Source organism: Pseudomonas sp. MWU16-30322, assembly GCF_020515535.1.
In the GTDB taxonomy this organism is placed as follows: Bacteria; Pseudomonadota; Gammaproteobacteria; order Pseudomonadales; family Pseudomonadaceae; genus Aquipseudomonas; species Aquipseudomonas fluorescens_H.
Genome location: NZ_JAIWYL010000015.1, coordinates 53,835 through 79,406, shown reverse-complemented (window position 1 = coordinate 79,406; position 25,572 = coordinate 53,835). Strand labels below are relative to the sequence as shown.

Below are 25,572 nucleotides of genomic sequence, written 5' to 3'. Positions count from 1 at the left end.
TTCGTTGAGTTTGGTGGAGCCGGGGGGATTTGAACCCCCGTCCGCCAGTGCTCCGCTGTCGGTACTACATGCGTAGCCGTGTCTATTAAGTTAACCCTCAGCGACCCGACGGGCAGGGTGCTTTGGGCGAGTTGTGTAAGTTTTAGCCGCTTCGTCCACAACGTACTGCACGGCGATTCTGTTCTATATGACAATCATTTCGGGTTTACAGACATCCCCTGATGATTGCTGGGCCCGAAGGCACCAGGAGTGCATGTCAGCTGCAATTAAGCAGCGAGAGCAGCACCGTATTGGTCGTCATTGGCAACTATAAGAAGTTGCAACAGTGGATTTACGACTTCTGTTACCAAGTCGGCATGCACCTAAAGTTTCGTCACCGGCGTCGAATCCTAATCGGCCCCGAACTCATTGCCTCGTACATCAGGTGAGGCAATAAGCCTGCGCAGTGTACGCCAATCGGCCCCCGAGGCCAACCCGAAGGTTGGCCGGGGCGTGAATCAGTTGTTGGTGCCGGTGGATTTACGCAGTTCCACGATGGTTTGCGAGGTTTCCGCAATGCAGTCGTCGATTTTACCTTGGGCTTTGAGCGCTTTGGCTTTGGCAACACTGGTTTCAGCGCGCTGAGTCAGTTCTGGATTCGTAGACAGCTGCCCTTTGGCATTGTCGATGGTCTGGATATTGGCATCGCACAGGTCGGCAGGCTTGTCGGCGGCGAACGAGGTGGAGGCCAGCATCGAGGCAGTAACGAACAGACCTAACAGTACAGAACGTTTCATGTGTATCTCCTTGAACTGAGGGATCCAGACTTCGCTGGCCGTCAGGACGGGCAACCGAGTGGAAGAAAAGCCCCGATTTTCGGGGTCTGTTCTGTGGACTACGGTCGCGCGCAAGGGTTCTATTTTTCTTCAGCAGGCCTTGGCCCGGGTTACCCGATCCACCAGATAGACCAGTCCGTGATAGTCGATGCCGCCGTGTTGCGTCAGGCCGATCTCGCAGGTGCGACTGGTGGAAACCCCCTCGCTGCAATGCTGCACCGCGTCCTTGAGGGTGCGCAGCGAATGGCTGTTCAGCTCCGGTGTGGTGAAGCCCTTGTCGCCGGCAAACCCGCAACAATGAATGCCTTCCGGGATCACTACGGTCTTGCTGCATTTGCGCGCGAGATCGATCAACGCCTGGCTTTCGCCCAGATGTTGTGTGCTGCAGGTCACGTGCACCGCAATCGGTGCGTCCTGCGGGGTGAACTCCAGACGATCAAGAAGATGCGTACGGATGAAGCGCACCGGGTCGTACAGATCCAGGCGAACATTTCCCACGTCCTGCACCAGACGCAAGGTGCACGGGCTGGTGTCGCAGTAGATCGGATCTAGCCCGCCACGGCTGGCATGGAGGAGCGCGCTGATGAGTTCCTGGCGTTTGTGTTCGGCCTGTTCGGCGTAGCCTTTGGAGGCAAACGGCTGACCGCAGCAGAGGTTGTCCTGATTGTCCGGGAAGACTACTTGGTAACCGGCCTTTTCCAGCAGGCCACGGGTCTTGTCGTACAGCGACATTTGCTCCTTGTCGCCGGCTGCCGGGCCCATCACCCGTGAAACGCAGGCGGCCAGATAGACCACGCGCGGCCGTTCGTCCGACACGCTCGGGCTGAAGCGAATGGCTTTTTCCGGTTGCGGCATCGCATTGGTCCACAGCGGCACCTGCCCTTTGGACAAGCGCGTCAGCGTCGCCGAAAGCTTGGCCAGACGCGGTGCGCCGAGCAGCATTCGTGCGCCGTTGGCCACGTGCAGGGTGAAGCGTGCGCCTTGCAGGGTCTTGGCGAAATTTCCTTCGATCCAGTCAGCGGTTTTCTGATGCGTGGCGTTACGGGCGCGGAGCTTTTTCACCAGTTCGCCGGTATTGATGCCTACGGGGCAACGCTGCGCGCACAAGCCTGTCGCGGCACATGTTTCAATGCCTTGGTACTCGTAGGCTTGTTCCAGCTCGGTGGTGTCAACGCCGGCGCGTTTCTTCGCTTCAATGTCACGCCAGATCACGATGCGCTGGCGCGGGCTGAGGGTCAGACCTTTCGACGGGCAGACCGGTTCGCAGAAGCCGCACTCGATGCATTTATCGACAATCTCGTCAGCCGCCGGCAGCGGCTTCAGGTGTTTGAGGTGGATCTGCGGATCTTCGCTGAGCACCACGTCGGGGTTGAGGATGCCGTTGGGGTCGAGCAGACGTTTGAGCTGCCACATCAACTGATAGGCATCGCTGCCCCATTCCAGCTCAACGAACGGTGCCATGTTGCGCCCGGTGCCGTGTTCGGCCTTGAGCGAACCGCCGAATTCCACCGCCACCAGTTGCGCCACGTCGTCCATGAACGCCTGATAGCGTGCGACTTCTTCCGGACTGTTGAAGCCTTGGGTGAAAACGAAGTGCAGATTCCCCTCCAGAGCGTGTCCGAAAAGGATCGCTTCGTCGTAGGCGTGTTTGTCGAACAGTTCGATCAGGCGATTGACGCCGATGGCCAGTTGCTCGACCGGGAAGGTCACGTCTTCGATGATCACCGTGGTGCCGGTTTTGCGCACCGCGCCGACGGCAGGGAAGGTGTCCTTGCGGATCGCCCAGAGCTTGGCGTTCTCGGCCGGGTCTTCGGTAAAGTCGACCTGTTTTCCCACCGGGAAACTGGCCAGCGAAGCCATGATCTGTGCCAGCTGTTCCTGCAGCAAAGTGGAAGAGGCGGCGCGGGATTCGATCAGCAGCGCGCAGGCATTGTTCGACAGGTGTTGTACGAAATCCGGCATGCCCGGTTTGTCCTGCACCGAACGCAGACTGCGCCGGTCCAGCAGTTCTACCGCCGACACCGGTTGGCTTTTCAGCACGGTGACCGCGTTGCAGCAGGTTTCCACATCCGGGAACACGATCAGTGCCGAGGCCTTGTTCGGGTGGTCGATCACCGTGTCGTAGGTCACCGCACTGATGAAGCCGAGCGTGCCTTCGGAGCCGACCAGCAGGTGGCTCAAGATATCCACAGGTTCGTCGAAATCCACCAGGGCGTTGAGTGACAGGCCGGTGGTATTTTTCAGACGGTATTTGTGGCGGATTCTCGCGGCCAGTTCGGCATTGGCGCGGGTCTCACGGCCCAATGTCGCCAGGCGCTCCAGCAGATCGCCGTGGCTGGCGCGAAACGCGGCGACACTGGCGGCGTCTTCGGTATCGAGGCGCGTGCCGTCGGCAAGAACCAGACGAATCCCGGCCAGGGTGTGATAGGTATTTTGCGCGGTGCCGCAGCACATGCCGCTGGCGTTGTTGGCGACGATGCCGCCGATTTTGCAGGCGTTGATCGATGCCGGATCCGGGCCGATCTTGCGCCCGAACGGTGCCAGCCACGCGTTGGCCTGCGCGCCGATCACCCCGGGTTGCAGGCGAATCTGCATGCCCTGGCCGCGAATCTCGCGAGCGTTCCAGTTATCCCCCAGCACAATCAGCACCGAATCGCTGATCGCCTGCCCGGACAAACTGGTGCCAGCGGCGCGGAAGGTCACCGGGACTTGATCGCGCTGGGCCAGTTTCAACAGCGCCACCACTTCGTCTTCGGACTCGACGCGGATCACCAGTTTGGGAATCAGCCGATAAAAACTGGCGTCGGTGCCGAAGGCCAAGGTCGACAGCGGATCGTCGAAGCGGCGCTCCGCTGGAATCAGTTGCTGCGCATCGCGCAGGAAATTCACCGGAAGCGTCATTGGTCCTCCAGGATCAGCACCACAAGGTCTTTCGGGCCGTGGGCGCCGTAGGCCAGCACTTGTTCGATGTCGGCAGTTTTCGACGGGCCGGACACCAGCAGCGCGTTGGTCGGCATGCCTTGGGCCCACTCGAATTCCTGTTGCACTTGATAGAAGTTGTCGCGGATTTCGCTGGCCTTGAGCAGGGCGAAATGCACCGGCGGCACCAGGCTCATCAGTCGCGGTTCTTCACGGGTTGGCCAAAGGATCAGGCTACCGGTCGCGGCGATGGCGCCGAGGGTGCCGGTGAGGCTGGCCGGGGTGTCGTTGAACAGCTCGGCTTTCCATTCTTCCATCGGCCGGTTGTAGGACTTCAGCGTCGGCAGATCAGGATTGTTCGCCCAGTGTTGTGTGATGCACTGCCCGTGGGGTGTAGTCGGTGCGATCAGCAGGCTCGGTAGCTGACGGTCACGCAGCAATTGCGCGAGCAGCGCCGGCCAGTCTGCGCCGCTGGTCAGATGGATTTCGGTGTGCACCGCTTCCATCAGTTTGCGCAGTTGCGGGATGCGTTGCTCGGCGCTGTAGGTGTAAGGCTGCGTCACCAGATCGACGTCGAAGTCGTCGGCAATCGGTGTGGCGCCGGTCAGACTTTTCCGCAGCTTGGCGAGGACATTTTGCTTGGCGCTCATCAGCGGTCTCCCTGTTTGGCCAGATGCTCGCGGGCCATGTCGTGCAGTGAGCGGGCGGCGGGTTTTGGTGCGCTGTGGTTTTGCGTCCACGGGCCGACATTGCTCGGGGTCAGGGCGCGCAGGCGCGTGGCGAAGAAACCGAACAACCGATACAGCGTCGGCGAGCTGTTGAGTTTCGCCCAGGCGTTCCAGATGAAGCGTTCCTTGCGCGAATACTTGCTGCCCTGGCCGCGCATCACTTGATGCGGGCTGTCCGGGGCTTTGACGTTCTCTTCGCGTAGGCGTCGCAGCAGAGCGGGGATCGGAATTTTTACCGGGCACACTTCGCCGCAGGCGCCGCACAGCGACGAAGCGCTCGGATGATCCGGGACTTTCGCCAGACCGACCATGTGCGGAGTGATGATTTTGCCGATCGGTCCCGGGTACACCTCGCCATAGGTGTGACCACCGACGCGGGTGTAGACCGGGCAATGGTTCATGCAGGCGCCGCAGCGGATGCAGTTCAGGGTCTGGCGCAGCTCGCTGTCGGCAAAGGCCTGGCTGCGACCGTTGTCGAGCAGGACCAGGTGCACTTCCTGTGGGCCGTCGAGTTCATGTTCCTTGCGCGGGCCGGAGATCATGTTGACGTAAGTGGTGATCGGAATGCCCAGCGCCGAGCGGGTCAGCAGCGATAGCAGCGGCACCACGTCGCGCAGGTTTTCCACAACCTTTTCGATGCCGGTGACGGCGATGTGCACGGGCGGCACGGTGGTGGTCATGCGCCCGTTGCCTTCGTTTTCCACCAGCAGCAGGGTGCCGGTCTCGGCCACGGCGAAGTTGACGCCGGAAACGCCGATGTCTGCTTCGAAGAATTTCTGCCGCAGGACTCTGCGACCGATCTGAATGAGTTGGTCAACGTCCTTGGTGTACTCCACGCCAAGTTTGTCGTGGAACAAGGACGCGACCTGACCGGCATTCTTGTGGATCGCCGGCATAATGATGTGTGAAGGCTTCTCGTGGTCGAGCTGGACGATGTATTCCCCCATGTCGGACTCCAGGCATTCAACACCTTGAGCCTCGAGGAAATGGTTCATCTCCATCTCTTCGCTGACCATCGATTTGCCCTTGATCACTTGCCGCGCCTCGTGAGCGCGGATGATCGAAAGGACGATGCCATTGGCTTCGTCCACCGTTTCCGCCCAGTGCACTGTCACACCGTTGCGGGTCAGGTTCTGTTCCAGTTGCTCGAGCAGGTCGGGCAACTTGGAGAGCGCACGCGCCCTGATCGAGTTGCCCAGGGCGCGCAAGTGTTCTCTTTCGTGGGCATCGCTGAAAGCCGCTGCCCGCTTGGTCATCAGTGAATCCATCGCAGTGCGGAAGTTGTTCCGTAGCTGCTGATCGCCCAAGGCGTTGTGCGCCCGGGTGCGGAAGTCTTCTTCTACGGCAACCGTAGGAATAATCGTCGAGGTGCTCATTTCGCACCTCCGGTTCGTTGCCAGAGAAAGCTCGCCAGGTGTTGCCCGCGCAGTGCTTCCTGCTGTTTTTCCAGCGAGCCGTTGATGTTCATCAAGCAGCCGCAGTCGGCACTCAAGACCTGATGCGCGCCGGATTCCTTCAACGCTCGGGTCTTGTCAGCCACCATCGCGCCGGAAATGTCTGGCATACGGACGCTGAATGTCCCACCGAAGCCACAGCATTCGCTTTCGTGATCGTGGTTGACCCGTTCCACGTTGCTCAACTGCGCCAACAACTCGCGGCCGTGCAGGTGGGTGTTCATCTCGCGGCGTGCCGAACACGAGGTGTGCAGCGCGACTTTGACCGGTTCGCCGCTGTCCTTGAGCTGCACCTTGCAGACGAACAGCAGGAACTCGGCCAGTTCATAGGTGCGGGCCGCGAGGGCCTGCACCTGTTTCAACGTTTCCGGCTCGTCCTTGAACAAGTCGGCGTAATGTTCGCGCAGCATGCCCGCGCAGGAACCCGATGGCACCACCACCGGATAATCCCCGGCAAACAACGCCAGTTGCGAGCGCGCGACCGTCCGCGCCTGCTCGGTGTAACCCGAGGTGTAGGCCGGTTGCCCGCAGCAGCTCTGCCCCTGCGGGTACTCGACGCGGATGCCTTCGCGCTCCAGCAAGTGGATCGCGTCCATCCCTGCTTCGGGGTAGAACAGGTCGACCACGCAGGTGCCGAACAGGTAGACCCGCGACGGTTTCTCGCTGGGGTATTGCCGAGGTTCGGGCAGTGGCGGTGCAACGCGGGTGGCGTTGGGCACAGCGTTGTAAAAAAGCTCGCTCATCAGGCGTGTCTCCGGGTGGGCCCGGTTATCCGTCTGTGGCGGCTGCTGAATATAGACAGCATTGCTTTCAGCAGCCTTACAGACCGGGTTGTGAATTGCTGACCCCGGAATCACCAGCCGGCGTCGGTTTTTTCCGTATTGCTTGTAGGCTTCTTCCAGCTTTAGTGCACCAGCATGCCGGTAAACCAGTAGGCCTGGGCCAGGGTAATCAGGCCGACAATCGTCGCAAAGAATAGGCTGTGCTTGAGGGTGAAGCGGAACAGATCCGATTCCTTGCCCACCAGGCCGGTCGCGGCGCAGGCCACGGCGATCGATTGTGGCGAGATCATTTTGCCGGTCACGCCGCCGCTGGTATTGGCGGCTACCAGCAGGGTGTCATTGACGCCGATCTGGTGCGCGGTGGTCGCTTGCAGCGAACTGAACAGGGCGTTCGACGAAGTATCGGAGCCGGTCAGAAACACACCGAGCCAGCCGAGGAACGGTGAGAAGAACGGGAAGGCTGCGCCGGTCGCGGCCAATACCAGAGCCATGGTCGAAGACATGCCCGAGTAGTTGGTGACGAAGGCGAAGGCCAGCACCATGCCGATCGACAGGATTGGCCAGCGCAGTTCGTAGAAGGTCTCTTTCAAAGTGGTCAGACCAGTTTTGAAGTTGATCTTCAGCACCAGCATCGAGACCAGCGCCGAGAAGAAAATTGCTGTACCGGTTGCGGAAATCGGATCGAGTTTGAACACCGCAGGAATCGCGGTGGGGGTGGCGACGATCGGCGCGGTCTTGATCACCAGTTGATCAAGGTGCGGGATGGCGAAGTTGAATACCCAGGCGTACATCGATCCGCCGGCGGCGAACATGGCTTTGAAGGGTTTGAGGGTCCAGATGGTCACCAGCACGGTGAGGATCAGGAACGGCGACCACGCCTTGAAAATTTCCCCAAGACTGTAAGGCGAAGCCACGGTGGTGCGCTTCTGGCCGAAACCTCCGACGCTGGCGGTAATCGCTGCGCTCGAAGTTGCACCGGCGATCTGTGCACCGGCGGTGCGTTTTGGTTGCCAGACTTTTAGGAACAAGGTCAGGGCGATCAGGCTGGCCAGGGCAGAGGTGATGTCCGGCAGTTCCGGGCCGATGAAGTTCGAGGTGAAGTACTGCGTCACGGCAAAGCTCAGGCCGGCAACCAGCGCAGCGGGCCAGGTTTCGCGCACGCCGCGCAGGCCGTCCATCATGAACACCAGCCAGAACGGCACGAACAGCGACAGCAGTGGCAGTTGGCGGCCGGTCATGGCGCCGATCTTGAACGCGTCGATGCCGGTCACCTGGCCGGCCACGATGATCGGAATTCCCAGCGCGCCGAACGCTACCGGCGCGGTATTGGCAATCAGGCACAGGCCGGCGGCGTACAGCGGGTTGAACCCGAGACCGACCAGCAGCGCAGCGGTAATCGCTACCGGCGCACCGAAACCGGCGGCACCTTCCAGGAATGCGCCGAAGCAGAAACCGATCAGTAGCACCTGCAGGCGCTGGTCGTCAGTGATCGACAGTACCGAACTGCGAATGACTTCGAACTGACCGCTCTTGACCGTCAGTTTGTAGAGAAACACTGCCGCGACAATGATCCAGGCAATCGGCCACAGACCGTAGGCAAAGCCGTATCCAGCAGCGGCGAAGGCCATGTCGACCGGCATGTGGAAGGCGAAAATCGCCACGGCGATCGACAGCGCAAGCGTGATGCTGCCGGCCACATGCCCCTTGAGGCGGAACACCGCCAGAGCCAGAAAGAAGAAAACGATGGGGATGACGGCCGCGAGTGCGGAGACGCCGAGACTGCCGAGCGGGGTATAGAGCTGTTGCCAGGTTTGCATATGGGGTGGCCCCTAATTGTTGTTGGTCAGGCACTGTCAGCGTTCTTGGTTAATTGGTAATACCAATTTACAATCGCTGTTGGCTAGGGTAAAAGCCTTGATGTCGGTGTGTCAATTTGTCGCCCTGAAACTTTTGTCGAATAAGCGGTGCAGAGGGCATCTGATCCGGTCGGACGATTGCGCACTGACAGGTGTCGGCGCGGCGCCGATCGGCCAGAATAGAGAGCCCGGCGTGCGGTCGGGATCGTGGAGAGTTGAGTTATGGGGTTTGATCAGATTCGTCAGCGCCGTTTGTCTGACGATATTGTCGAGCGACTCGAGGGGATGATCCTCGAGGGCACGCTGAAGTCCGGTGAGCGGCTTCCGGCCGAGCGAACGTTGGCCGAGCAGTTCGGCGTATCGCGCCCGTCGCTGCGCGAAGCGATTCAGAAACTGGCGGCCAAGGGCTTGCTGGTCAGTCGCCAGGGTGGCGGTAACTACGTGGTGGATACGCTTGGCTCGACCTTCAGCGATCCCCTGCTATTGCTGCTTGAAAGCAACCCCGAAGCGCAGCGCGACTTGCTGGAGTTTCGGCACACTCTGGAGGCATCGTGTGCCTATTACGCCGCATTGCGTGCCACAGATGTGGATCGTGAGCGTCTTACTGCAGCGTTCAACGAGCTGCAGGATTGCTACACGCGACATGACGAAGTGAGCCGGGCGGAAGAGGGGGCGGCGGATGCGAAGTTTCATCTGGCGATCGCCGAAGCCAGCCACAACGCGGTGCTGCTGCACACCATTCGCGGGCTGTTCGATCTGCTCAAGCGCAACGTGGTGACCAACATCGGCGGCATGTACAAGCAGCGCACGGAAACCCGCGACATGCTGATCGCTCAGCATCGGGAACTGTATCTGGCGATTATCGAGGGGCGTGCGGAGCAGGCGCGCGAGGTTTCCAGTCGACACATTCTGTATGTGCAGGAAGTGCTGGAAGAGGTGCGGCAGGAGGTTCAGCGCATGGCCCGGGCGGAGCGGCGCAAGGGGATGTGACGGCAATTCAGTTGTGGCAAGGGGGCTTGCTATCGCTTGCTTGCGCAGCAGGCGCCCTCAGCTCTGGCCATTGTCTGTAAAGCGGGGGCCGCTACGCGCCCCAGCGGGAGCAAGCTCCCTCGCCACAGTATCAGGCAGAAGAAATTATTCTTCTTTGCCCTTGTTGCGCACGGCGCGCTGCAACTCACGACCGGCGTCGCGTTCGCGCTCGGTGTCACGCTTGTCGTATTCCTTCTTGCCCTTGCCCAGAGCGATCTCGCACTTGACCATGTGCTTGCTCCAGTAGAAGGACAGGCACACGCAGGCGTAGCCTTTCTGTTGCACGGCAGCGGCGAGTTTTTCCAGCTCGCGTTTGTTGAGCAGCAGTTTACGGGTGCGGGTCGGATCGGCGATGACGTGGGTGCTGGCGGTCATCAACGGTGTGATGTGACTGCCGAGCAACCAGGCTTCGCCGTCCTTGAGCAGGACGTAACTGTCGACCAGTTGCAGCTTGCTTGCCCGCAGACTTTTTACTTCCCAGCCGGCCAGGACCAGACCAGCCTCGAACCGATGTTCGATGAAGTAATCGTGTCGCGCCTTTTTGTTCTGCGCGATGGTCCCTGTTGGGTGTTTCTTCTGTTTAGCCATAGGGGCGGCATTATATGGAGATAAACGGTCCTCGGCTACGGTGATGCTGCGTGCTTGAGCAGGTTGAGTGAATCCCGGACAATGCGGCCTCTTTTTCTAACGCTTGGGCGTGATATTCGATGTCGACAGACAAGGTTTCTGTCCACGGCAGTTGGGCTAGCCGCTGGGTTTTCATATTCGCCGCGACCGGTTCGGCCGTGGGACTGGGCAGCATCTGGAAATTCCCCTACATGGTCGGGGTCTACGGTGGCGGCGCCTTCGTGCTGATGTTCCTGGCGTGCATCGCGTTGATCGGGATTCCGGTCATGCTGGCTGAGACCCTGATCGGCCGGCGTGCGCGTCAGAGTCCGGCGAACGCCCTGAAGGTACTGGCGCTGGAAGCCGGGCACTCGGGCAAGTGGTCGTGGGGCGCATTTGCCGGGATGATCACGGCGCTACTGATCCTGTCTTTCTATAGTGTGGTCGGCGGCTGGTCGCTGGATTACATCATCGACATGGGACGCGGGGACTTTCAGGGCGCTACGGCAGAGCAGGTCGGCGCTTATTTCGGCAATGTCATCTCCGATCCCTGGCGCCTGACACTTTGGCATACAGTTTTCATGCTGTTGTCGGCCGTGGTGATCGCCAAAGGCGTGGTTGCCGGGCTTGAACGCAGCCTGCGGATCATGATGCCGCTGCTGTTTGTGATGGTGCTGGTGCTGCTGGGTTACAGCATGACCACCGGGCATTTCATGGAAGGCGTGCATTTCATGTTCGATTTCCACCCGGAAAAAGTCCTCGACGGCTTGCTGCCCGCCATGGGGCACGCGTTCTTTTCACTGAGCGTTGGCGTCGGTTCGATCATGATCTACGGCGCTTACATGACCAAGGAAGCCTCGCTGTCCGGCACCGTAGTCGGTGTCGCGCTGCTCGACACCTTCGTTTCGCTGGTGGCCGGTCTGGCATTGTTTCCGATTGTGTTCGCCGGCGGTTTGAACCCTAGCGAAGGTCCGGGGCTGATGTTCGTCAGCCTGCCATTTGCCTTCGGTAACGTGGTTTTCGGCCAGTTGATGGGCGTGGTGTTCTTTGTCCTGGTGGCGATTGCTGCCTGGAGTTCGGCGATTTCCTTGCTCGAACCGATGGTTGCCTATCTGGTTGAACGCACGAAAATCAGCCGTGGCTGGGTGACTTTTTGGCTGGCCTTCATCTGCTGGTTCGTTGGCCTGGGGACGGTTTTCTCCTTCAATATCTGGAAGGAAGCCAAATTTTTCGTGAACGAAGGCGGGCTGTTCCATCTCTACCAATGGGGTGCGGCGGGCGGTCTGGACTTCTTCGGCGTGATCGATTTCTTCACCTCGCGGATCATGTTGCCGCTTGGTGGCCTGTGTTTTGTGCTGTTTGCCGGTTGGGTGATGGGGCGTGATGCGGTGCGTGACGAGTTGTCGATTCGTAACCCGGCGCTGTTTGCCCTGTCCTTGTTCTTGATGCGCTACGTGGCGCCTATCGGCATTCTTGTAGTGTTTGCCGCTCAGCTCTGGAAGTAACGCTTACATGACGACACATATTCAACGTTCGGCGTTGCTGCCTTACCCGGCGCAATTCCTCTACGACCTGGTCAACGACGTCGCGCGTTACCCGGAATTCTTGCCATGGTGCTCGTCCGCCGAGGTGCTGGAGAGCTCGCCCGAGCACATGCGCGCCAGCGTTGGCGTGGCCAAGGGCGGTCTCAGTCAGCACTTCGTGACGCGCAATACGCTGGTGCCGGGGCAGTCGATCGAGATGAACCTGGAAGAAGGCCCCTTCAATCAGTTGCATGGCGTCTGGGTGTTCAAGGCGTTGAACGAGAAGGCCTGCAAGATCAGTCTCGACCTGTCTTTCGACTATGCCGGGCCGCTGGTGCGCGCGACACTCGGCCCGCTGTTCAATCAGGCGGCCAATACGCTGGTGGATGCTTTCTGCCAGCGTGCCAAGCAGATGCATGGTTGAGTCGGTGATCGAGATCGAGGTGGTGTATGCCGCCGTGGATCGTCAGATCCTGCGCACTTTGAGCGTCCCTGAAGGGATGACAGTGCGTGAGGCGGTGCTCAAGTCAGGTATCGGCGATGAATTTCCTGAGCTGGACCTGAACGAATGTCCGCAGGGGATCTTCGGCAAGGTGGTGGCTGATCCCCAGGTTCGCTTGATTCAGGCGGGGGATCGCATCGAGATCTACCGGCCGTTACTGGCGGATCCGAAAGAGGTTCGGCGCTTGCGGGCGGCCAAGGCTGCCGAAGCCAAGGCGCGAAATCAGTAGGACGAGCAAATCGCAGGCAATAAAAAACCCGGAAATTCCGGGTTTTTTATTGCCTCGCACATTACTGCGGCGAGGTGTCCAGCGGCTCAGGCGTCGGAACCGGAACGGTTTCAACACCATCCACGTCCTTCTGGATCGAATCCAGCAAGGAGCCAGGTTTGGCTGGTTGTTCCGGCTTCGGCTTCTCGGCGTTTTCAGCAGGGGCGGTCACGCTGGTGCCACTGTCCTTGCCGAGAATGGCTTCGTCACGGCTCACGCCCGGCATGAAGTCACCGGACAGGCTGACAAGCTGGTCGTTAGAGTTGAAAATAACACTCATGCGTTCCTGCTGGCGTTCACCGCCACCAGGTTGCAGGCTGTACAGATAATCCCAGCGATCGGCATGGAACGTGTCGGTCAGCAGAGGGTTACCCATGATAAACCGTACTTGCCGACGGGTCATTCCCGGGCGTAACTGGTCTATCATGTCCTGCGTGACGACATTGCCCTGCTGGATGTCGATTTTGTAAACCCCGGGGAATGAACAACCGGCGAGTGCGAGCAGTCCCACAAAGGTGAAACTGGTTAGCAAGAGCTTGGTGTTTTGCATCGGTGGGCGACTTCCACTATCTTGGCTGGGACAACGTAAACGCCGATCATACCCGCATTAAGAGAAGCTGCGAAGCAGCATCGCGAGAAAGCTGACCATGGTTGAAAATAGCGAACTACGCAAAGCCGGCCTCAAAGTGACCCTGCCACGGGTCAAGATCCTGCAAATGCTCGACTCTACCGAGCAGCGTCACATGAGTGCCGAGGACGTCTACAAGGCGTTGATGGAAGCGGGCGAGGATGTCGGTCTGGCCACGGTTTACCGTGTTCTGACCCAGTTCGAAGCCGCTGGCCTCGTGGTCCGTCACAACTTCGACGGTGGCCACGCGGTATTCGAATTGGCCGACGGTGGCCACCACGACCATATGGTCAACGTGGAAACCGGTGAAGTCGTCGAATTCGTCAGCCCGGAAATCGAAAAGCTCCAGAAGGCAATTGCCGAGGAGCACGGTGTTGATCTGGTAGATCACAATCTGGTGCTGTACGTACGCAAGAAAAAGTAAGCATGTCGCGCGAATTTCAGGTTCGCGAAACGAACGAAGGCGACCCAAGGGTCGCCTTCGTGCTTTCTGCTGCTCTTAAACTTTTGCGGTGACCACCATTTTTTTCGCGTGAGCCAAAGACTCTTTGGTCAGGTCGATGCCGCCCAGCATCCGTGCCACTTCTTCTATACGGTCGTTCTTGCTCAGCTTGGACACGGCGGTGTGAGTCGCTTGTTCGCCCCGTACCTTGTGCACGAACAAATGCTGATGACCCTGCGCTGCCACTTGCGGCAAGTGCGTCACGGTCAGCACCTGCCCGCGATCGCCAAGACGTCGCAACAACTGGCCGACGATTTCGGCTGTCGGCCCGCCGATACCCACGTCCACTTCGTCGAATACCAGGGTTGGTACGCGTGAGGTCTGCGCGGTAATCACCTGAATCGCCAGGCTGATCCGCGACAGCTCGCCACCGGAGGCCACTTTGGCCAGCGCTTTCAGCGGCTGACCGGGGTTGGCACTGACCAGCAGCTCGACTTGCTCCAGGCCGTTGGGCAGCAATTCGTCGCTGCTGTTGGCGCGCAATTCGATGGTGAAGCGACCGCCGGGCATGCCCAGGCGCTGGATTTCCTGTTCCACGGCGCTGGCGAGGCTGCCGGCGGCTTGATGGCGCAAGTCGCTCAGCTCGCGGGCTTTCTCTTGATAGTGGCGTGCGTAGGAAGCCAGCTCTTCACCCAGACGCTCGATGGATTCGTCGTTGGCGTTGAGGGTTTCGATCTCATCCAGCAACTTTTGCTGCAGCTCGGCGACTTCGGTTGGCTGGATCCGGTGCTTGCGGGCCAGGGTGTAAATCGCGTCGAGGCGTTCTTCCAGATATTGCAGGCGCGCCGGATCGGCATCGAAGTTGTCGAGGAAGCGATTGAGTTCGCCCACGGCTTCTTCGACCTGGATTTGCGCGCTGGTCAGTAGGCTGCTGGCTTCGCCCAGTGCACCAATCGAGTTGTTCACGCTCGACAGGCGATTGAGGCTGGCGGTCAGTGCGTTCAGGACATTGCCTGAATCACTTTCGCTGCATTGTTCGACCACTTGTCGGCAAATGCCGAGCAGGGTTTCGGCATTGGTCAGGTTCTTGTGTTCCTGCTCCAGCTGGTCCAGCTCGTTTTCGCCGAGGCCGAGGTTTTCCAGTTCTTCGAGCTGGTAGCTGAGCAGTTGGTGGCGCGCGCGTTGTTCGTCGCCGGAGTTGGAGAGGCGCTCCAGCTCCTGGCGAGTCTGGCGCCAGCGCTGCGCAGCCAGTTGAACCTGGCGGGCCAGATCGGTGGCACCGGCGTATTCATCGAGCAGGCGGCGATGGGTATCGGTTTTCAGCAGCGATTGATGTTCGTGCTGGCTGTGGATATCGATCAGCAGTTCGCCGAGAGCCTTGAGATCGCCGAGCGGGCAGGGCGTGCCATTGATATAGCCACGCGAGCGGCCTTCGGCGGTGATCACCCGGCGCAGGATGCATGGGCCGTCGTTTTCGAGATCGCGCTCGGCCAGCCAGGCATGGGCCTCGGGAATGTCGACCAGATCGAAGGTGGCCAGAATGTCGGCCTTGTCGGCGCCCGGGCGAACCACGCCGCTGTCGGCGCGATCGCCCAGGGTCAGGCCCAGGGCGTCGAGCATGATCGACTTGCCGGCGCCGGTTTCCCCTGTGATCACGCTCATCCCGCGATCAAGTTCGAGATCGAGATGTTCAACGATGGCGTAGTTATGTACGGACAGGTGCACCAGCATAAAGGCCGCTCCCAGGCTTTAGGTCTGGTTATTTATACAGTGTTTTGTTTCAGGCTGACAATGCCCTCGCTTAGCTCGATTTGCTTGATCCGATCAAATGCTTAGTCCGAGCGGGAATGACAATGCAGCACTTTTTTGTAGGGTTAATCATTGCAGGCCCTTGAAGCCTGATTTTGCGGCCCCATATATCGGGGCAGAAGCGCGAGTACAGCTCGCGGACGTAATTGAAAGGAGAATTCTATGGCTGACGAACAGACAGTAGATACGCAAAATCCAGAAGCCAATCAGGCGCCCGAAACTTCGGGTGACGACCTGGCGACCCGTGTACAAGTGCTCGAAGAGCAGTTGGCCGCCGCGCAGGATCAGTCGCTGCGCGTAGCTGCCGATCTGCAGAACGTACGCCGTCGTGCCGAGCAGGATGTCGAGAAGGCGCACAAGTTTGCGCTGGAAAAATTCGCCGGTGACCTGCTGCCGATCGTCGACAGCCTGGAGCGCGGCCTCGAGCTGTCGAGTCCGGACGACGAAAGCATCCGTCCGATGCGCGAAGGCATCGAGCTGACCCTGAAAATGTTCCACGACACCCTCAAGCGTTATCAGCTTGAAGCGATCGATCCGCATGGCGAACCGTTCAACGCTGTTCACCATCAGGCGATGGCCATGCAGGAAAGCGCCGACGTCGAACCGAACAGCGTTCTGAAGGTGTTCCAGAAGGGCTACCAGCTCAATGGTCGCCTGTTGCGTCCGGCCATGGTTGTGGTCAGCAAGGCGCCGGCGCCAATTTCGCCTTCGATTGACGAGAAGGCTTGAAATTAGCCGCAAGGCCCCCATTTAGAAGTCAAGCGTTTAAGTATTACCGCAGTTAGCCACCACTGCTGCGGCAACAAAATCCAAAGTTTCGGGAGAGTGAACATGGGCAAAATTATCGGTATCGACCTGGGGACTACCAACTCCTGCGTCTCCGTGCTGGAAAACGGCGTAGCCAAAGTTATCGAAAACGCCGAAGGCGCGCGTACCACGCCGTCGATCATCGCTTACGCCAACGATGGTGAAATCCTCGTTGGTCAGTCGGCCAAGCGTCAGGCAGTGACCAACCCGCACAACACCCTGTACGCGGTGAAGCGTCTGATCGGTCGCAAGTTCGACGAAGAAGTCGTACAGAAAGACATCAAGATGGTCCCGTACAAAATCGCCAAGGCTGACAATGGCGACGCCTGGGTTGAAGTGAACGGCCAGAAAATGGCGCCGCCACAAATCTCGGCTGAAATCCTGAAGAAGATGAAGAAGACCGCCGAAGACTACCTCGGCGAGCCAGTGACCGAAGCGGTGATCACCGTTCCGGCCTACTTCAACGACAGCCAGCGTCAGGCGACCAAAGACGCCGGCCGCATCGCCGGTCTGGACGTTAAACGTATCATCAACGAACCAACCGCAGCGGCTCTGGCTTACGGTATGGACAAGGCCAAGGGCGATCACACCGTGATCGTTTACGACCTGGGTGGCGGTACTTTCGACGTATCCGTGATCGAGATCGCTGAAGTTGACGGCGAGCACCAGTTCGAAGTGTTGGCCACCAACGGTGACACCTTCCTCGGCGGTGAAGACTTCGACATTCGTCTGATCGACTACCTCGTTGACGAATTCAAGAAAGAAAGCGGCATGAACCTCAAAGGTGACCCGCTGGCCATGCAGCGCCTGAAAGAAGCCGCTGAGAAAGCCAAGATCGAGCTGTCGTCCGCTCAGTCGACCGACGTCAACCTGCCGTACATCACTGCAGACGCTACCGGTCCTAAGCACCTGAACGTGAAGATTTCGCGTGCCAAGCTCGAAGCACTGGTTGAAGACCTGGTTCAGCGCACCATCGAACCTTGCCGTATCGCCATGAAAGACGCCGGTATCGACGTTGGCGCGATCAACGACGTGATTCTGGTCGGCGGTCAGACCCGTATGCCGCTGGTACAGAAGCTGGTGACCGATTTCTTCGGTAAAGAAGCACGTAAAGACGTGAACCCGGACGAAGCGGTTGCCATGGGTGCTGCGATTCAGGGCGCCGTTCTGGCCGGTGACGTGAAAGACGTTCTGCTGCTCGACGTCAGCCCGCTGACCCTGGGTATCGAAACCATGGGTGGCGTGATGACCGCGCTGATCGAGAAAAACACCACGATTCCTACCAAGAAATCGCAAGTGTTCTCGACTGCCGACGACAACCAGGGCGCCGTGACCATTCACGTCCTGCAAGGTGAGCGTAAGCAAGCTGCACAGAACAAATCGCTGGGCAAGTTCGACCTGGCCGACATTCCACCAGCTCCACGTGGCGTGCCGCAGATCGAAGTGACCTTCGACATCGACGCTAACGGCATCCTGCACGTTGGCGCGAAAGACAAGGCGACCGGCAAAGAGCAGAAGATCACCATCAAGGCCAACTCCGGTCTGTCGGATGAAGAAATTCAGAAGATGGTTCGCGATGCCGAGCTGAACGCCGAGGAAGACCGCAAGTTCGCTGAGCTGGCTGAATCCCGTAACAAGGGTGACGCACTGGTTCACTCGACTCGCAAAATGGTTACCGAAGCGGGCGATAAGGTCAGCGCTGAAGAGAAGACCGCGATCGAAGCCGCTGTGGTTGCACTGGAAGCCGCTGTGAAAGGCGACGACAAGGCTGCCATCGAAGCGAAGATCGAAGAGCTGTCGAAAGTCTCGGCTCCGGTTGCTCAGAAGATGTACGCCGAACAGGCTCAGCCTGCTGAAGGCGCGGCGCCGCACGACGAGAAAGCTGAAAAGGCTGACGATGTCGTTGATGCCGAGTTCGAAGAAGTCAAAGACCACAAGTAAGTTGTTGGTCGCCCGGTTGACTGCCTTGCGGCGGTGACTGGTAGGATGTCGCCGCGCGGGAGCTTGCTCCCGCGTTGGCGTATCTGGAATACACGAATTTTTACAGCATGCGACAAGGTTCGCTTGCTGCTGGTATGGCCGGGAATGCTCCTGCTTTTCGCGCTGCAAGTACCAAACGAAGCAAAGACCAGGATCGTTGAATTGACGTGAGTTGGGTCCGGGCCTGTATTGGGGCTCAACGAGTTTGGCCATCCTCAGGAGGGGTTTGCCGGACGTCCTCAAGAGTGCAAAAGAATTATGGCAAAGCGTGACTATTACGAAGTATTGGGTGTCGAGCGTGGTTCAAGCGATGCAGACCTGAAGAAGGCCTATCGTCGTCTGGCGATGAAGCATCACCCGGACCGTAATCCCGATGACAAAGCGTCGGAAGAACTGTTCAAAGAGGCCAACGAGGCCTACGAAGTATTGTCCGATTCGAGCAAGCGCGCGGCGTACGACCAGTACGGTCATGCCGGTGTCGACCCGAGCATGGGTGGCGGTGGCGCCGGTTTCGGCGGGCAGAATTTCTCGGACATCTTTGGCGATGTCTTCAGTGACTTCTTCGGTGGCGGTCGTGGCGGTTCCCGTGGCGGCGCCCAGCGTGGCAGCGATCTGCGCTACACCCTGGAGCTGAATCTGGAAGAAGCGGTGCGCGGCACTACCGTGAATATCCGCGTTCCGACACTGGTCAATTGCAAGCCATGCGATGGTTCCGGCGCGAAGAAAGGCTCGTCGCCATCGACCTGCCCGACCTGCGGCGGCATCGGCCAGGTGCGCATGCAACAGGGCTTCTTCTCGGTGCAGCAGACCTGCCCGCGTTGCCATGGCCAGGGCAAGATCATTTCCGATCCGTGCGATTCTTGCCACGGCGATGGTCGCGTCGAAGAGTACAAGACCCTGTCGGTGAAAGTGCCGGCTGGCGTCGATACCGGCGACCGCATTCGTCTGTCCGGCGAAGGCGAAGCGGGTACTCAAGGTGGCCCGACTGGCGACCTGTACGTGGTGATCAACGTGCGCGAGCACGACATCTTCCAGCGCGATGGCAAACACCTGTTCTGCGAAGTGCCGATCAGTTTCGTTGATGCGGCGCTCGGTGGCGAACTGGAAATCCCGACCCTCGACGGTCGCGTCAAACTGAAAATCCCTGAAGGTACTCAGACCGGCAAGCAGTTCCGCGTGCGCGGCAAAGGCGTGGCGCCAGTGCGTGGCGGTGGTGCGGGCGATTTGATGTGCCGTGTGGCTGTCGAGACGCCAGTCAATCTGAATCGCCGTCAGCGCGAATTGCTCGAAGAGTTCCGCAGCTCGCTGGCGGACGACAACAGTCACTCGCCGAAAACCACCGGTTGGTTCGATGGTGTGAAGCGCTTCTTCGGCGATCTGTAAGGAGTTGGCATGCGACGTATAGCTGTGATGGGCGCCGCCGGGCGCATGGGCAAGATTCTGGTCGAGGCCGTGCAACAGCGCGCGCCACTGACCGGCCTGACCGCGGCGATCGTTCGTCCCGGCAGTACGCTGATCGGAGTGGACGCCGGTGAGCTGGCTTCGCTGGGTCGCATCGGTGTGCCGTTGTCCGGCAACCTCGAATCGGTGGCTGAAGAGTTCGATGTGCTGATCGACTTTACTTTGCCGGAAGTCATGCTGAAAAACCTTGCGTTCTGTCGCAAGGCTGGCAAGGCCATGGTCATCGGCACCACTGGGCTCGACGCTGCGCAGAAGCAATTGCTGGCCGAGGCGGGCAAGGATATTCCGATCGTGTTCGCGGCCAACTTCAGTGTCGGGGTCAACCTGTCGCTGAAGCTGCTCGAAATGACCGCTCGGGTGCTGGGCGATGATGCGGACATCGAGATCATCGAGGCGCATCACCGGCACAAGATCGATGCGCCTTCGGGTACTGCCCTGCGCATGGGTGAGGTGATTGCCGATGCGCTGGATCGTGATCTGCAGAAGGTCGCGGTCTATGGTCGTGAAGGCCATACCGGTGCACGCGAGCGGGAAACCATCGGTTTCGCTACCGTGCGCGGTGGTGATGTGGTCGGAGATCACACCGTGCTGTTCGCCTGCGAAGGCGAGCGCCTGGAGATCACGCACAAGGCTTCCAGCCGCATGACATTCGCCAAGGGTGCGGTGCGTGCGGCGTTGTGGCTGGATGGTCGCGAGCCGGGTCTTTACGACATGCAGGACGTGCTCGACCTGCATTGATTGACTGTTTCACCCAGCGCAAACGCCCGGTTTGCGCTGGTTTTTCTACACCGCGCGACGGCCTGTCGCATTCTCCGGCCTTTTAGGCTCTTTAGCGGTGGACCAAAAAAGCCTTTTTCTGTAAGCTACAGCTTTAGTGTGTCCACTAAAAGCGCGCAGAATAATTCAGTGAAGAAGCGGGGTGACGTGTCCATACGTCACTCCGCTTTTTTACAACCTGCGATTGCCCTTTCATGCGTTATTTACGGGAGGTCTTCTTGACTAAGCCAGCCATACTCGCCCTTGCTGATGGCAGCATTTTTCGCGGCGAAGCCATTGGAGCCGACGGTCAAACCGTTGGTGAGGTGGTGTTCAACACCGCAATGACCGGCTATCAGGAAATCCTTACCGATCCTTCCTACGCCCAGCAGATCGTTACCCTGACTTACCCGCACATCGGCAACACCGGCACCACGCCGGAAGACGCCGAGTCTGACCGCGTATGGTCCGCTGGCCTGGTGATCCGTGACCTGCCGCTGGTAGCGAGCAACTGGCGTAACACGATGTCCCTGTCCGACTACCTGAAAGCCAACAACGTTGTGGCAATCGCTGGTATCGATACTCGTCGCCTGACCCGCATCCTGCGTGAAAAAGGCGCACAGAACGGCTGCATCATGGCCGGCGACAACATCTCCGAAGAAGCTGCAATTGCCGCCGCGCAAGGCTTCCCGGGCCTGAAGGGTATGGATCTGGCGAAAGTCGTCAGCACCAAGGAAAAGTACGAATGGCGCTCCACTGTCTGGGACTTGAAGACCGACAGCCACGCGACCATCGATGCCTCCGAGCTGCCATACCACGTGGTTGCCTACGACTACGGCGTCAAACTGAACATCCTGCGCATGCTGGTCGAGCGCGGCTGCCGCGTGACCGTGGTACCGGCGCAGACCCCGGCTGCCGACGTGCTGGCACTCAAGCCGGACGGCGTGTTCCTGTCTAACGGCCCTGGTGACCCGGAGCCTTGCGACTACGCGATCAAGGCGATCAAGGAAGTGCTGGAAACCGAAATTCCGGTCTTCGGTATCTGCCTCGGTCACCAGCTGCTGGCTCTGGCCTCCGGCGCCAAGACCCTGAAAATGGGCCATGGCCACCACGGTGCCAACCACCCGGTGCAGGATCTGGACACTGGCGTCGTGATGATCACCAGCCAGAACCACGGTTTCGCGGTTGACGAAGCGACCCTGCCAGCCAACGTGCGTGCGATCCACAAATCGCTGTTCGACGGCACCCTGCAAGGTATCGAGCGCACCGACAAGAGCGCGTTCAGCTTCCAGGGCCACCCTGAAGCGAGCCCGGGCCCGAACGATGTGGCGCCCCTGTTCGACCGCTTCATCAACGAGATGGCCAAGCGACGCTAAGCGTTCGCCTTGAGACTGTAGCGAGAAGCCCTCGAGGGCGGCCCCGACACCGGTGGCGCCCCTCAGGGCTTCAGAAATCGATCAAGACGGCTTGCCGACTGACCTGCGGATTTGAGTGACAAACCCATGCCAAAACGTACAGACATTAAAAGCATCCTGATTCTCGGCGCTGGCCCGATCGTTATCGGCCAGGCCTGCGAATTCGACTACTCCGGCGCCCAGGCCTGCAAAGCCCTGCGCGAGGAGGGTTACCGCGTCATCCTGGTGAACTCCAACCCGGCCACCATCATGACCGACCCGGACATGGCTGACGCCACGTACATCGAGCCGATCAAGTGGCAGACCGTGGCCAAGATCATCGAAAAAGAGCGTCCGGATGCAGTGCTGCCAACCATGGGCGGCCAGACTGCACTGAACTGCGCCCTGGACCTGGAGCGCGAAGGCGTCCTGGAAAAGTTCGGCGTGGAAATGATCGGCGCCAACGCCGACACCATCGACAAGGCTGAAGACCGTTCGCGTTTCGACAAGGCCATGAAGTCGATCGGCCTGGAATGCCCGCGTTCCGGTATCGCCCACAGCATGGAAGAAGCCAACGCCGTCCTCGAGCGTCTGGGCTTCCCGTGCATCATCCGTCCGTCCTTCACCATGGGCGGCACCGGTGGCGGCATCGCTTACAACCGTGAAGAATTCGAAGAAATCTGCGCTCGCGGTCTGGACCTGTCGCCGACCAAAGAGCTGCTGATCGACGAATCGCTGATCGGCTGGAAAGAATACGAAATGGAAGTTGTCCGCGACAAAAAGGACAACTGCATCATCGTCTGCTCGATCGAGAACTTCGACCCGATGGGCGTGCACACCGGTGACTCGATCACCGTGGCTCCGGCCCAGACCCTGACCGACAAGGAATACCAGATCCTGCGTAACGCCTCGCTGGCGGTACTGCGTGAGATCGGCGTCGAGACCGGCGGTTCCAACGTACAGTTCGGCATCTGCCCGGACACCGGCCGCATGGTCGTGATCGAGATGAACCCGCGTGTATCGCGTTCCTCGGCACTGGCTTCGAAAGCCACCGGTTTCCCGATCGCCAAAGTCGCGGCCAAACTGGCGGTGGGCTACACCCTCGACGAACTGTCGAACGACATCACCGGCGGCAAGACCCCGGCGTCCTTCGAGCCGTCGATCGACTACGTCGTGACCAAGCTGCCACGTTTCGCTTTCGAGAAATTCGCCAACGCTGACGCACGCCTGACCACTCAAATGAAGTCGGTCGGTGAAGTCATGGCCATCGGCCGTACCTTCCAGGAATCCCTGCAGAAAGCCCTGCGCGGTCTGGAAGTAGGCGTTTGCGGTCTGGACGAGAAGCTCGACCTGAGCAATCCGGAAAGCATGAGCATCCTCAAGCGCGAGCTGACCGTGCCGGGCGCCGAGCGTATCTGGTACGTGGCGGACGCCTTCCGCGCCGGCATGACCGTCGAAGACATCTTCGGCATGAACATGATCGACCCGTGGTTCCTGGTGCAGATCGAAGATCTGATCAAGGACGAAGAGAAGGTCAAGACCCTCGGTCTGTCCGCCATCGACCGCGACCTGATGTTCAAACTCAAGCGCAAAGGCTTCTCCGATCAGCGTCTGGCAAAACTGCTGGGTGTGACCGAGAAGAATCTGCGTACTCACCGTCAAAAACTGGAAGTGTTCCCGGTCTACAAGCGCGTTGACACCTGCGCCGCCGAGTTCGCCACCGACACCGCTTACCTCTACTCGACTTACGAGGAAGAGTGCGAAGCCGCGCCGTCCGGTCGCGACAAGATCATGATTCTGGGTGGCGGTCCGAACCGTATCGGCCAGGGCATCGAGTTCGACTACTGCTGCGTACACGCGGCCCTCGCACTGCGCGAAGACGGCTACGAAACCATCATGGTCAACTGCAACCCGGAAACCGTTTCCACCGACTACGACACTTCCGACCGTCTGTACTTCGAGCCAGTAACCCTGGAAGACGTGCTGGAAATCTGCCGCGTCGAGAAGCCGAAAGGCGTGATCGTCCAGTACGGCGGCCAGACGCCGCTGAAACTGGCGCGTGCTCTGGAAGCCGCTGGCGTGCCGATCATCGGCACCAGCCCTGACGCCATCGACCGTGCCGAAGACCGTGAGCGCTTCCAGCAAATGGTCGAGCGCCTGAACCTGCGTCAGCCGCCAAACGCCACCGTGCGCAGCGAAGACGAAGCTGTTCGTGCTGCCGCGAAAATCGGTTATCCGCTGGTGGTGCGCCCGTCCTACGTACTGGGCGGCCGCGCGATGGAAATCGTTTACAAGGAAGACGAACTCAAGCGCTACCTGCGTGATGCGGTGCAAGTCTCCAACGACAGCCCGGTGCTGCTCGACCACTTCCTCAACTGCGCCATCGAGATGGACGTGGATGCGGTCTGCGACGGCAAAGACGTGGTGATCGGCGCGATCATGCAGCACATCGAACAGGCGGGCGTTCACTCCGGTGACTCCGCGTGCTCGCTGCCGCCATACTCGCTGCCGGCGCACATCCAGGACGAGATGCGCGAACAGGTCAAGAAAATGGCCCTGGAACTGGGCGTTGTCGGCCTGATGAACGTGCAACTGGCGCTGCAGGGCGAAGACATCTACGTCATCGAAGTCAACCCGCGCGCTTCGCGTACCGTACCGTTCGTGTCCAAGTGCATCGGTGTTTCCCTGGCAATGATCGCTGCTCGCGTCATGGCCGGTAAGACCCTGAAGGAAATCGGCTTCACCAAGGAAATCATCCCGAACTTCTACAGCGTGAAAGAGGCGGTGTTCCCGTTCGCCAAATTCCCTGGCGTTGACCCGATCCTCGGCCCGGAGATGAAGTCCACCGGTGAAGTGATGGGCGTCGGCGACACCTTCGGTGAAGCATTCGCCAAGGCCCAGATGGGCGCGAGCGAAGTACTGCCGACCGGCGGTACCGCGTTCATCAGCGTGCGTGACGATGACAAGCCGCTGGTTGCAGGCGTGGCCCGTGATCTGATCAACTTGGGCTTCGAAGTGGTCGCCACTGCCGGTACTGCCAAGCTGATCGAAGCCGCAGGCCTGAAAGTGCGCCGTGTGAACAAGGTGACCGAGGGTCGTCCGCACGTGGTCGACATGATCAAGAATGACGAAGTCACCCTGATCATCAACACCACCGAAGGCCGTCAGTCGATCGCTGATTCCTACTCCATTCGTCGTAATGCCCTGCAGCACAAGATCTACTGCACCACCACCATTGCTGCGGGCGAGGCTATCTGTGAAGCGCTGAAGTTCGGTCCCGAGAAGACCGTGCGCCGCTTGCAGGATTTACACGCAGGATTGAAGGCATGATCAAATACCCAATGACCGTCCAGGGCGCGAAAGCCCTGGAAGAAGAACACGCTCATCTGACCAAGGTCGTTCGTCCGAAACTCAGCCAGGACATCGGTACGGCTCGCGAGTTGGGTGACCTGAAGGAAAACGCTGAATACCATGCCGCCCGCGAACAGCAAGGCATGGTCGAGGCGCGGATCCGTGATATCGAAGGCCGGATCCAGAATCAGGTCATCATTGATGTGACGACCATTCCGCACACCGGCAAAGTGATCTTCGGTACTACCGTCGAGATCGCCAACGTCGAGACGGATGAGAGCGTCACTTACCACATCGTCGGTGAGGATGAGGCTGACTTCAAACTCGGCAAGATTTCGGTTGGCTCGCCTCTGGCCCGCGCCTTGATCGGCAAGGAAGAGGGCGATGTGGTCGCAGTGAAAACGCCAAGCGGCGTTATCGAGTACGAGATTGTCGAAGTCCGTCACATCTGAAGGCAAGCGC

The 25,572-nt window shown here is 59.5% G+C and carries 21 protein-coding genes and 1 other RNA gene; 12 read left to right on the top strand and 10 right to left on the bottom strand.

The features are described 5' to 3' along the window. Window positions 1-11: 11 nt before the first annotated feature. The 7 genes from ssrA to LCH64_RS26330 all read right to left on the bottom strand — a co-directional run bounded on the left by ssrA (window position 12) and on the right by LCH64_RS26330 (window position 8,515). Window positions 12-401: a transfer-messenger RNA gene (gene ssrA, locus LCH64_RS26360) on the bottom strand. Between the two features lie 96 nt (window positions 402-497). Continuing rightward, window positions 498-776 (bottom strand): hypothetical protein, encoded by a 279-nt coding sequence (locus LCH64_RS26355; protein ID WP_103484340.1) that lies wholly within the window; start codon window positions 774-776, stop codon window positions 498-500. Between the two features lie 129 nt (window positions 777-905). Then, on the bottom strand, window positions 906-3,716 hold the full coding sequence (locus tag LCH64_RS26350; protein ID WP_226501746.1) for an FAD-binding and (Fe-S)-binding domain-containing protein: 2,811 nt from the start codon (window positions 3,714-3,716) through the stop codon (window positions 906-908). Then, window positions 3,713-4,384, bottom strand: coding sequence for a lactate utilization protein (locus LCH64_RS26345; protein ID WP_226501745.1), 672 nt, complete (start codon window positions 4,382-4,384; stop codon window positions 3,713-3,715). Before LCH64_RS26345 ends, LCH64_RS26350 begins: the two co-directional genes overlap by 4 nt. Continuing rightward, on the bottom strand, window positions 4,384-5,838 hold the full coding sequence (locus tag LCH64_RS26340; RefSeq protein ID WP_003221499.1) for a LutB/LldF family L-lactate oxidation iron-sulfur protein: 1,455 nt from the start codon (window positions 5,836-5,838) through the stop codon (window positions 4,384-4,386). Before LCH64_RS26340 ends, LCH64_RS26345 begins: the two co-directional genes overlap by 1 nt. Continuing rightward, a complete protein-coding gene (locus tag LCH64_RS26335; RefSeq protein ID WP_226501744.1) occupies window positions 5,835-6,659 on the bottom strand; it encodes a (Fe-S)-binding protein in 825 nt (274 codons plus the stop codon). The genes LCH64_RS26340 and LCH64_RS26335 overlap by 4 nt, the downstream gene beginning before the upstream one ends. A 161-nt stretch (window positions 6,660-6,820) precedes the next feature. Beyond that, on the bottom strand, window positions 6,821-8,515 hold the full coding sequence (locus LCH64_RS26330) for a lactate permease LctP family transporter (RefSeq protein ID WP_103484338.1): 1,695 nt from the start codon (window positions 8,513-8,515) through the stop codon (window positions 6,821-6,823). A gap of 261 nt (window positions 8,516-8,776) precedes the next feature. Between LCH64_RS26330 and LCH64_RS26325 the strand changes: the two genes are divergently transcribed. Then, window positions 8,777-9,544: a GntR family transcriptional regulator gene (locus LCH64_RS26325; protein WP_045122286.1), complete on the top strand. Its 768-nt coding sequence runs from the start codon at window positions 8,777-8,779 to the stop codon at window positions 9,542-9,544. 144 nt (window positions 9,545-9,688) lie between these two features. On the opposite strand, the gene smpB is transcribed toward LCH64_RS26325, so the two are convergent. Continuing rightward, a complete protein-coding gene (smpB, locus tag LCH64_RS26320) occupies window positions 9,689-10,171 on the bottom strand; it encodes an SsrA-binding protein SmpB (protein WP_003221505.1) in 483 nt (160 codons plus the stop codon). A gap of 119 nt (window positions 10,172-10,290) precedes the next feature. Here smpB and LCH64_RS26315 point away from each other — a divergent pair, with 119 nt between their 5' ends. From LCH64_RS26315 to LCH64_RS26305, 3 genes are read left to right on the top strand one after another with little or no spacing between them, the layout of a single operon-like run. Further along, complete coding sequence (locus tag LCH64_RS26315) at window positions 10,291-11,694, top strand: sodium-dependent transporter (protein ID WP_226501743.1); 1,404 nt, start codon at window positions 10,291-10,293, stop codon at window positions 11,692-11,694. Between the two features lie 7 nt (window positions 11,695-11,701). Further along, window positions 11,702-12,136, top strand: a complete 435-nt coding sequence (locus tag LCH64_RS26310) for a type II toxin-antitoxin system RatA family toxin (RefSeq protein WP_003221509.1) — start codon at window positions 11,702-11,704, stop codon at window positions 12,134-12,136. After that, a complete protein-coding gene (locus LCH64_RS26305) occupies window positions 12,129-12,443 on the top strand; it encodes an RnfH family protein (protein WP_226501742.1) in 315 nt (104 codons plus the stop codon). Before LCH64_RS26310 ends, LCH64_RS26305 begins: the two co-directional genes overlap by 8 nt. A gap of 61 nt (window positions 12,444-12,504) precedes the next feature. On the opposite strand, the gene LCH64_RS26300 is transcribed toward LCH64_RS26305, so the two are convergent. Further along, window positions 12,505-13,032, bottom strand: coding sequence for an outer membrane protein assembly factor BamE (locus LCH64_RS26300; RefSeq protein ID WP_003221514.1), 528 nt, complete (start codon window positions 13,030-13,032; stop codon window positions 12,505-12,507). A gap of 97 nt (window positions 13,033-13,129) precedes the next feature. Here LCH64_RS26300 and fur point away from each other — a divergent pair, with 97 nt between their 5' ends. Continuing rightward, entirely contained in the window at window positions 13,130-13,534 is a 405-nt protein-coding gene (gene fur, locus LCH64_RS26295) for a ferric iron uptake transcriptional regulator (RefSeq protein WP_003221515.1), read from the top strand. 75 nt (window positions 13,535-13,609) lie between these two features. Here fur and recN read toward each other — a convergent pair whose 3' ends face one another. Then, window positions 13,610-15,283 carry a DNA repair protein RecN gene (recN, locus tag LCH64_RS26290; RefSeq protein WP_226501741.1) on the bottom strand — a complete coding sequence of 558 codons (1,674 nt, stop codon included), beginning with the start codon at window positions 15,281-15,283 and terminating at the stop codon, window positions 13,610-13,612. A gap of 240 nt (window positions 15,284-15,523) precedes the next feature. Between recN and grpE the strand changes: the two genes are divergently transcribed. The 7 genes from grpE to greA all read left to right on the top strand — a co-directional run bounded on the left by grpE (window position 15,524) and on the right by greA (window position 25,562). Further along, window positions 15,524-16,090: a nucleotide exchange factor GrpE gene (grpE, locus tag LCH64_RS26285; RefSeq protein ID WP_007961425.1), complete on the top strand. Its 567-nt coding sequence runs from the start codon at window positions 15,524-15,526 to the stop codon at window positions 16,088-16,090. 102 nt (window positions 16,091-16,192) lie between these two features. Then, a complete protein-coding gene (gene dnaK, locus LCH64_RS26280; RefSeq protein WP_003221521.1) occupies window positions 16,193-18,109 on the top strand; it encodes a molecular chaperone DnaK in 1,917 nt (638 codons plus the stop codon). 297 nt (window positions 18,110-18,406) lie between these two features. Continuing rightward, window positions 18,407-19,531, top strand: a complete 1,125-nt coding sequence (dnaJ, locus tag LCH64_RS26275; protein ID WP_003221522.1) for a molecular chaperone DnaJ — start codon at window positions 18,407-18,409, stop codon at window positions 19,529-19,531. Window positions 19,532-19,540: 9 nt separating this feature from the next. Next, window positions 19,541-20,347, top strand: a complete 807-nt coding sequence (gene dapB / locus LCH64_RS26270) for a 4-hydroxy-tetrahydrodipicolinate reductase (protein WP_003221523.1) — start codon at window positions 19,541-19,543, stop codon at window positions 20,345-20,347. 257 nt (window positions 20,348-20,604) lie between these two features. Continuing rightward, entirely contained in the window at window positions 20,605-21,741 is a 1,137-nt protein-coding gene (gene carA, locus LCH64_RS26265; RefSeq protein ID WP_003221524.1) for a glutamine-hydrolyzing carbamoyl-phosphate synthase small subunit, read from the top strand. Between the two features lie 126 nt (window positions 21,742-21,867). After that, window positions 21,868-25,089, top strand: coding sequence for a carbamoyl-phosphate synthase large subunit (carB, locus tag LCH64_RS26260; protein WP_007961429.1), 3,222 nt, complete (start codon window positions 21,868-21,870; stop codon window positions 25,087-25,089). Next, complete coding sequence (gene greA, locus LCH64_RS26255) at window positions 25,086-25,562, top strand: transcription elongation factor GreA (RefSeq protein ID WP_003221530.1); 477 nt, start codon at window positions 25,086-25,088, stop codon at window positions 25,560-25,562. The genes carB and greA overlap by 4 nt, the downstream gene beginning before the upstream one ends. Window positions 25,563-25,572 lie beyond the last annotated feature (10 nt).

Excerpts from the sequence above, each read along its gene's own strand:
- LCH64_RS26355 (WP_103484340.1), bottom strand. The coding sequence starts at position 776 with ATGAAACGTTCTGTACTGTTAGGTCTGTTCGTTACTGCCTCGATGCTG.
- LCH64_RS26350 (WP_226501746.1), bottom strand. The coding sequence starts at position 3,716 with ATGACGCTTCCGGTGAATTTCCTGCGCGATGCGCAGCAACTGATTCCA.
- LCH64_RS26345 (WP_226501745.1), bottom strand. The coding sequence starts at position 4,384 with ATGAGCGCCAAGCAAAATGTCCTCGCCAAGCTGCGGAAAAGTCTGACC.
- LCH64_RS26340 (WP_003221499.1), bottom strand. The coding sequence starts at position 5,838 with ATGAGCACCTCGACGATTATTCCTACGGTTGCCGTAGAAGAAGACTTC.
- LCH64_RS26335 (WP_226501744.1), bottom strand. The coding sequence starts at position 6,659 with ATGAGCGAGCTTTTTTACAACGCTGTGCCCAACGCCACCCGCGTTGCA.
- LCH64_RS26330 (WP_103484338.1), bottom strand. The coding sequence starts at position 8,515 with ATGCAAACCTGGCAACAGCTCTATACCCCGCTCGGCAGTCTCGGCGTC.
- LCH64_RS26325 (WP_045122286.1), top strand. The coding sequence starts at position 8,777 with ATGGGGTTTGATCAGATTCGTCAGCGCCGTTTGTCTGACGATATTGTC.
- smpB (WP_003221505.1), bottom strand. The coding sequence starts at position 10,171 with ATGGCTAAACAGAAGAAACACCCAACAGGGACCATCGCGCAGAACAAA.
- LCH64_RS26315 (WP_226501743.1), top strand. The coding sequence starts at position 10,291 with ATGTCGACAGACAAGGTTTCTGTCCACGGCAGTTGGGCTAGCCGCTGG.
- LCH64_RS26310 (WP_003221509.1), top strand. The coding sequence starts at position 11,702 with ATGACGACACATATTCAACGTTCGGCGTTGCTGCCTTACCCGGCGCAA.
- LCH64_RS26305 (WP_226501742.1), top strand. The coding sequence starts at position 12,129 with ATGGTTGAGTCGGTGATCGAGATCGAGGTGGTGTATGCCGCCGTGGAT.
- LCH64_RS26300 (WP_003221514.1), bottom strand. The coding sequence starts at position 13,032 with ATGCAAAACACCAAGCTCTTGCTAACCAGTTTCACCTTTGTGGGACTG.
- fur (WP_003221515.1), top strand. The coding sequence starts at position 13,130 with ATGGTTGAAAATAGCGAACTACGCAAAGCCGGCCTCAAAGTGACCCTG.
- recN (WP_226501741.1), bottom strand. The coding sequence starts at position 15,283 with ATGCTGGTGCACCTGTCCGTACATAACTACGCCATCGTTGAACATCTC.
- grpE (WP_007961425.1), top strand. The coding sequence starts at position 15,524 with ATGGCTGACGAACAGACAGTAGATACGCAAAATCCAGAAGCCAATCAG.
- dnaK (WP_003221521.1), top strand. The coding sequence starts at position 16,193 with ATGGGCAAAATTATCGGTATCGACCTGGGGACTACCAACTCCTGCGTC.
- dnaJ (WP_003221522.1), top strand. The coding sequence starts at position 18,407 with ATGGCAAAGCGTGACTATTACGAAGTATTGGGTGTCGAGCGTGGTTCA.
- dapB (WP_003221523.1), top strand. The coding sequence starts at position 19,541 with ATGCGACGTATAGCTGTGATGGGCGCCGCCGGGCGCATGGGCAAGATT.
- carB (WP_007961429.1), top strand. The coding sequence starts at position 21,868 with ATGCCAAAACGTACAGACATTAAAAGCATCCTGATTCTCGGCGCTGGC.
- greA (WP_003221530.1), top strand. The coding sequence starts at position 25,086 with ATGATCAAATACCCAATGACCGTCCAGGGCGCGAAAGCCCTGGAAGAA.